Annotated in this window: 4 protein-coding genes and 1 pseudogene; 3 read left to right on the forward strand and 2 right to left on the reverse strand. The window is 67.0% G+C overall.

Translation table 11 applies throughout. The features are described from left to right. The first annotated feature begins 250 nt into the window (after positions 1-250). The 3 genes and pseudogenes from J7E87_RS34170 to J7E87_RS34180 form a co-directional block, all read left to right on the forward strand. Positions 251-1,111 (forward strand): hypothetical protein, encoded by an 861-nt coding sequence (locus tag J7E87_RS34170; protein WP_215098551.1) that lies wholly within the window; start codon positions 251-253, stop codon positions 1,109-1,111. Then, on the forward strand, positions 1,108-4,419 hold the full coding sequence (locus tag J7E87_RS36045) for a hypothetical protein (protein WP_215098552.1): 3,312 nt from the start codon (positions 1,108-1,110) through the stop codon (positions 4,417-4,419). Before J7E87_RS34170 ends, J7E87_RS36045 begins: the two co-directional genes overlap by 4 nt. A 105-nt stretch (positions 4,420-4,524) precedes the next feature. Further along, a pseudogene (locus J7E87_RS34180) lies at positions 4,525-5,913 on the forward strand (Helicase associated domain protein); the annotation flags it as partial. Between the two features lie 80 nt (positions 5,914-5,993). On the opposite strand, the gene J7E87_RS34185 reads toward J7E87_RS34180, so the two are convergent. Beyond that, complete coding sequence (locus tag J7E87_RS34185) at positions 5,994-6,140, reverse strand: hypothetical protein (RefSeq protein ID WP_251018420.1); 147 nt, start codon at positions 6,138-6,140, stop codon at positions 5,994-5,996. 246 nt (positions 6,141-6,386) lie between these two features. Beyond that, positions 6,387-7,195, reverse strand: a protein-coding gene (locus J7E87_RS34190) for an IS5 family transposase (RefSeq protein ID WP_215098553.1) whose coding sequence is annotated in 2 segments (ribosomal slippage) — positions 6,387-6,856 and positions 6,856-7,195 — 810 coding nt in all. Because the reading frame shifts where the segments join, the coding sequence is not laid out codon by codon here. Between the last annotated feature and the right edge of the window lie 185 nt (positions 7,196-7,380).

Below are 7,380 nucleotides of genomic sequence, written 5' to 3' on the forward strand. Positions count from 1 at the left end.
ATCCTCATCGAACCCGAACCCGCTTGTTCGCCCGCCCCGACGCCTGAGGGCCACCCCCCACCCGCCACCAGCGGTCCTTCCCCAACCTCAACCACGAAACGGACAAGAGCTCACGTTCCGCACTCTCAGAACTAACTCGTCCTTCCGAAGCAAACGTGCAGCGGCCGGAGCAGGCTGGCGTGCTTTGCGGGGAGCGCTCACAATCACGTCACCGCTCGCGGTGCCCGGTGGCCTGTGGTGTCGCGTCATAATGCTGGCGACAGCAGGGGGGCAAATGGATCTGTCGTTTTCTAACCAGTTCAACGTGCAGGCAGTCCTGGGCGACGGAACACATCCCGTCCGGTTCGGGACAGACGTGCTGGCCGGGCTCGTCGAGGGGATCGACGGGTTCCGCCAGGATTTAGAGCAACAGCGACGGACTCGGAGTCTGGGGCCCGCAATGCTCGGGGCCTTCTTGTGGGTGGACGACCCTGAGCTGCTGCAGCGCATCGCCGAGTTCCCCTCCGCATGCGTGGTGGTGAGCAAGCAGCCGCGGAGCAAACGCCACGTAGAACGGCTACGCAAGGTCGCCGAGGCGGTGAAAGACGCGGCCGGATTCCCGGTTCGTGCTTTCTCCGAGCTGGAGGAGCTGCGTTTCCACCAAGGCGGCAAGGCGCCGGTGCTGGGTCCCGGTTCACCGCAGGAGTACATCCGGTTGCCGGCGCTGCGCACCCTGGGTTACCGCAAGGCCGGGGACCATCTTGTCCCGATCCTCCACACCAAGATGATGTTGCTGGGTGAGCTGTGGTGGCACGACGAGGACGGCCTGGGCGGCGTGGCGGACGTCACCGGCTTCACGCCACACCGGCTATGGCTGGGCAGCGCCAACGGCACGGAGAGCTCCCGCCGCAGCCTGGAGTTCGGGCTGTGGCTGGAGGATCCCGGCCTACTGAAGGCCGCGCGACGGTTCCTGGTCGAGGTGCTGGCCCACTCCCAGGAACTCGACCCGGACAGTGACGGCCTCGAGCCCGACCTGGTGGTGCCGGACTACGACGACGAGGCCATGTGGGAAGCCATGACCGCGCTCGCCGACTATGAACCCGAGGAGCACGACAGCAAAAACGACGCATGAGCAGCGCAGGCCAGGGCGGCGGGGAGCAGGCTAGGGAACTGCCGGGGCAGCCGCCCTTGACGGTCACGGCGCCTTTGCTGCTTCGTACGCACGAGCTGTCTTGGGAGGCTCTGGAGCATCTCGTGGTGGCGTTGGCGGTCCAGGCCGACCATGCTCTGGAGTCCCGACCTTTCGGGCGTGGCGGCCAGGCCCAGGACGGGGTCGACGTGGTCGCCTTCTTCACCTCCCAGCCACCTGCGGTGTATCAGGCCAAGAGGTACGAGAAGTTCACCGCTGCCCATCTCCGCAAGGCAGTGGCTGCATATGCCGATGGAGGCCGACCCTTCGATGCTCACCGTCTGGTGATCGTCACCACGGCGGATGTTCGCGACACAAAGGTCGACCTGGAGCTGACGCGGCTACGCGAACAGCACCAGGATCTGGTTGTTGACCTGTGGGGCCGGCAGCAGTTGTCCGACATGCTGTTTGTGTTGCCGGACCTGGTACGACGGTTCTTCGGCGAGGACACGATGCGAGTGTTCTGCCGTCCCATGCTCGACCGGGAGATGCAGGCCGACATCAGCGACGCGTCCAAGGGGCAGGCGCTGGAGGACTACCTAGCCCACCTCGGTTCGTACCTGAGCGAGGGGTTACATGGCCTGGTTGGGCTGACGCTGGAAGAGCAAGACGGGGCAGAAGGTGTGCTGTCAACGGAGTTGGCAGCCTGGCTGCGGCCCGGGCGTCACGTCCAGGTGGTCGGCAGCTCGGGAACGGGCAAGAGCCATACCCTGGCTCACGCCGCCCTGGGGTTGGCGCAGGTCGGCTGGCTGCCCATCCTGCTGCGAGCGGGCGTATACGAAGGACGTGTGGAGGACAGCCTCGACGAGAGCGTGGCCCCGTTCACCTCGCAATCCGCGGACTGCCTGGTGCGGGCCGCTCGGTTGGAGGGGCTTCCGGTCGTCTTGCTCGTGGATGCGATCAACGAATGTCCCAGCCGGTTCCAGGATCGGCTGATGCTGCAGCTCAGTTCGTGGTGTCGCCGCGCCGAGGCCACTTTGGTGTCCACCAGCCACGAGTTCCTCAACGTGCCCGCAGTGATCGGCGGTGCACAGCTGAGGACGGTCGATCCAACCTCACAGCAGCGCGCGGCGCTATTGCGGTGCTACGGGGTAGGTCCTCAACAGGAAGAGGTCGTCGAGGAAGAGTGCAAAGCGTTTGGAACCGCCTTCGAGCTGTCGATGGCAGCGCAGCTGACACGGCGTCTGCCGACAGGCGCGGGACGCGCTGCCCTATTGGACGCCTACCTGGGTGAACAGCTGCAGCGGGCGTCGCAGCCGACGGCTCTGCGGCAGGTGCTGCACCGCTGGGCGATGCTGATGGACGAGCGGCTGGCGGGATGGTTGCCGCTGGCAGAAGCCCAGCGCAGCGCTGCCCAGGTACTGGTTGCGCTCGGTGGCTCGGTGGGCGTGGTGGACGAGGCGTTGAGATCGCCTGTGGTGCAGGTTCGCCATCGGCGGGTCGAGTTCCGGCATGAGTGGTACGCCCAGCTGCTCGCCGCCGAAGCCCTTATGTGGTCCCGTGAGAGCGCTATGGAGCTGGCCGGTGAGCTGCGGCGCCCGCATCGCCGCGAGCTGGCAGTCTGGGCCGTTGCGCTGCTCAGCGACCCGGACGAAGTACGCCGCCTGCTGCAGGGACTGCCCGACACAGACGTACTCATCGAAGCGCTGTGCGGGCGATTGGGACCGGTGGCCGACGGCGTCGCATTGGCAGAGGCCCAGCGCTGCCTGGAAGAGGCGGTCGAGGCAATGGCCGCCAGCAGGGTCGCCTGCACTTCCGACTTCAGATACGCCATTGAGCCGATCCGCTGCTGGAGCGAGTACGAGCAGGCGATGTTCACAGCCCTCGGCACCACCGCCCGCGACGGGCGGCTGTTGGGGCCACTCGCCCGGCTCATGCGCGAGAATGACCAGGCCTTCCGACGCGGCACGGGATGGGGCCCAACGCCCTCTCGCGTAGCTGGGCTGATTGCTGCGGCTTTGAACGGGCCAATCGCGTCGACGGGCGGTACACGGCTGCCTGCGGCGGTGATCACGCATGCGCTCCGGCTGGCGTGGCCGAGGCGAGGGCACAACCGGCATCAGCCGGCAGGAGCAGCCGATCTCCAAAGATGGGCCGCTTCGCTGGAGGCCGACGACATCGGGCTGGCCATGCTGCTGTGCCTCCTCCTGCGCTGGACGGACGACAGCGAAGTAGCTGCACTGGCGCCAGCGCTGTTCAGCCACGCGTGGGCCACCAAGGCCAGCCAACTGCGGTTCGCAGGCCTCGACCTGCTCACCTCCATCCGCACCACCGTGGACGAGGTCACCGAGACCCGAGTCATCGAGCTGCTGAACGACGTGCACACGGACAGCGTGTGGGTTTCCACGATGCTCGTCGACGCCTTACACGTCTACGGTCAGCTCACTTCGCCCTACGCCGTTGACGACATCACCGCGGAGATCTCTTCTCTCCTTGCCAGTCCCAAGCAGCCCGACGCCCATTCCCGTGCTCAAAGAATCGTGGAGAGCCAGTTCGAGGAAGTGATCTCTGCGCCGTTTATCGAGGCAATCGATGCTCTTGAGCCGGCCGCACGCCGCGCGCTGCTTATCCTCGCAGTGCGGGAAGGGGACGCCAGCCTGTTCACAGACGCTGTCCTCAAGGAGCTCGTACGCGCGAAGGACCCGGCCGCACTGCCAGCTTTCCGCTACTGGGCGTCACATATGAACGTGCCCGATCCATTCCGCCAGAATGCGATCAGTTGCCACTTGCTCGGCATCGAAGGCTGCGCCGCACACCTGGAGATCCCTCCCCCGATGCTGGGCAGCCACGAAGGCGCCGACGCAGAAGCATGGCGCTGCTACGGGCAGATCCTGTTCTGGCTTCACCGCCCGAACCTCAACTCAGATGACCGATACGCACGCTGCATACCGCTGTGGGAGCAGCTCACCATCTCTCTCCTGGACGCCGCCGTTGACCCGCTCCAGCAGTTTCAGTCTGTTGCCATGTTCGCCCAAAACATCCGTACGAGCGCGCTCGGCCTCATCGTCGATTCCTTCCCTGGCCACATCCGCACCGTTCTGCACCATGGCCTGAGCGCCCCGGAGCACCTCACCTCGCTCTTCCCGCACCCCCAGCCCGACGATCGCACCGCCACCGTGCTTCGCCTACTCGCTCGCGTAGGAGATCATTCCTCCCTCCAACTGCTCGCCCTCTATCGCGACCACCCTGACCTCGGCGGTACAGCCGCAGACACCATTCGACGTCTCAACAACCGCACCGCTGAAAGCTAATTGCGCAGCGTCGACAATGCGGAGCCACTACCGCCTGCTGGGGCAAGCAGAGCAAAGGTCCCTCGCACTCCCCACCTATAGATAATCGACACCAAGAACTGCGACGCAGTGGTGTTCGCGGACGTGCGCGGCTCCACGGTCGACATCGTGCAGGCCGTCGGGCGGGCGCTGCGGATGCAGCCCGGGGAGGGCAAGACCGCCTCGCTGGTGGTGCCGGTGTTCCTCGGTCCGGGCGAGGACCCGACCGACATGGTCGCCTCCGCCAGCTTCCGCCCCCTTGTAGCCGTGCTCCAGGGCCTGCGCTCGCACGATGAGCGCCTGGTCGAGCAGCTCGCCTCCCGCGCCCTCACCAGCGGGCAGCGCAAGGTGCACGTCCGGCGTGATGAGGACGGGCGGATCGTCGGAGCCGGCGGCGAGGGTGAGGGCGAGGACCAGGAGCAGGACGACACGCAGGCCGCTGCCGAAGCGGCGCTGCTGCACTTCTCCAGTCCGCGCGACGCGGCGACGATCGCGGCGTTCCTGCGCACGCGGGTCTACCGGCCGGAGTCGCTGGTGTGGCTGGAGGGCTACCAGGCCCTGCTGCGGTGGCGGGCGGAGAACGAGATCACCGGCCTGCACGCCGTGCCCTACGACGTTGAGGTCGAAGTAGGGGTGACGAAGGACTTCCCGCTGGGCAGGTGGGTGCACCAGCAGCGGAAGGCGCTGCGGGCCGGGGAGCTGGAGGAGCGGCGCAAGACCCTGCTGGACGCGCCGGAGGCCGGGATGGTGTGGGAACCGGGCGAGGAAGCCTGGGAGAGCAAGCTCGCCGCGCTCCGCTCCTACCGGCGGGCCACCGGGCACCTCGCTCCCCGGCAGGACGCCGTCTGGGGCGAAGGCGAGGCGATGGTGCCCGTCGGGCAGTACCTGGCAAATCTGCGGCGCAAGGGCGGCCTTGGGAAGGACGCGGAGCGGGCCGTGGAACGCGCGAAGCAGCTGACGGCCATCGACCTGGACTGGAACTGCCCGTGGCCGCTGGACTGGCAGCGGCACTACCGGGTGCTCGCCGACCTGGTCGACGCCGACGGCGTACTGCCGGAGATCCAGCCCGGCGTCCTCTTCGAGGGCGACAATCTGGGGAAGTGGCTCGCACGGCAACGGGAGGCGAGCACTTGGGCGCAGCTGTCCACCGAGCAGCAGGAACGGCTGACCCAGCTGGGCGTACAGCCGCTTGAGGCCCCGTCTCCCGCCCCGGCGGCCAAGCGTGCGACGAAGGGCCCCAGCAAGGCGGAGCAGGCGTTCCAGCGGGGCGTGGCGGCCCTCGCGCAGTGGGTGGAGCGGCAAGGCGCGGACCGGCCCGTGCCCCGCGGGCACAGCGAGACGATCACGGTCGACGGCGAGGCGGAGCCGATGGTCGTGAAGCTGGGCGTATGGATCTCGAACACCAAATCGAGGCGGGACAAGCTCACCACCGAACAGCGGGCCGCCCTGGCTGAGTTGGGTGTGCAGTGGGCTTGACGGCAGGCGTGGCCTTGGACTGACTACTCAAGGCCACGTGCTGGCTTCGATGGCCGCCTCGTCGCCACGGACCGGCGTGCTCACGAAGGACTGGCGGGCGGGCGGCCGAGGAGCATGTCGAAGAAGCCAGCGAGCAGAGGGTGGGCGCGGTCGCGGTCTCGGAGTTCATCGTGGCCGAAGCGGAAGACCTCGTAGCCGCGGAACTTCAGGTCTCGGTCCCCGGCCATGGTCGCGGCGTATTTCGCGCTGTCGGGTTCGGTCCCGTTGACCGGGTCAATACCGTGGTGGCATCCGGGCGGCTGATGACCGCATCCTTGCTTATCAGTCCGTCGATCACCTTGCTTACGGTGGCTCTCTCGCGGGGTTCGAGGCTGTAGGTCGCCTGGCGCTGCACATCACTCCCGCCCGACGCGTCGACTCCAGCGGCTCCTAGATTGAACTTGCCGCCGCCCGAGCGCCGCTTACTGATCGTTTCAGAATGAGGTTCGGAGTCGTCTCAAGCAGATGATGCTGCAGGCGAGTTGGAGCAGGCTGAGATGAAGGTCGGCGCGTATCTCGTAGCGGATGCGGAGCCGTTTGAACTGATGGAGCCAGGCGAAGGTGCGCTCGACGACCCAGCGGGTCTTGCCCAGCCCGGAGCCGTGCGGGGTGCCGCGGCGGGCGATCTTGGGTGTGATCCCACGAGCGCGGATGAGGAGCCGGTACTTGTCGAAGTCGTAGCCGCGATCGGCGAACAGTCGCCGGGGCCGGTGGCGTGGCCGGCCGCGCAGGCCGCGAATGCGGGGTATGGCGTCCAGCAGCGGCATGAGCTGGGTGACGACGTGGCGGTTTCCGCCGGTCAGGGAGACGGCAAGCGGGGTGCCGTGCCGGTCGACGATCAGATGGTGCTTGCTGCCGGGCCGGGCCCGGTCGACCGGCGAAGGTCCGGTGTGGGCCCCCCTTTGAGGGCCCTGACGTGCGAGCCGTCGATCGCAGCGTCATCCATCTCCAGCAGGCCTTCTTTGCGTAGTTCGGCCAGGAGGAACTCGTGCAGACGGGGCCACACCCCGGCCTCGGTCCAGTCCCGCAGACGCCGCCAGGCCGTCACCCCACTGCAGCCGACCTGTTCCGCGGGAACGTCCCGCCAGCTCACGCCCTTGCACAGCACGTAAACGATGCCCCGCAGAGCAGCACGGTCATCGGCCGGCAACCGCCCGGGATACCGATACCGCCGAAGCGGACGAACCGGCAGCAGCGGGGCTATACGTTCCCACAGGTCATCAGGCACAAGATCAGCAGACACCCGGCAGATCCTGCCGACACAACACCCAACTGCCAAGCCAACACACCGATCTCATTCTGAAACGATCAGTTAGTGGTCGAGCTCGTAAATCCTTCGGGGGTTGACAAGGTGGTTGATTTGCGGGCAGCGGTGCGTGGGCCGCTGGAGGGGGCGATCACTGCTGGCGAGGTATCCCCAGCTCACCT

It is taken from the genome of Streptomyces sp. ISL-1, assembly GCF_018614585.1.
In the GTDB taxonomy this organism is placed as follows: Bacteria; Actinomycetota; Actinomycetes; order Streptomycetales; family Streptomycetaceae; genus Streptomyces; species Streptomyces maoxianensis.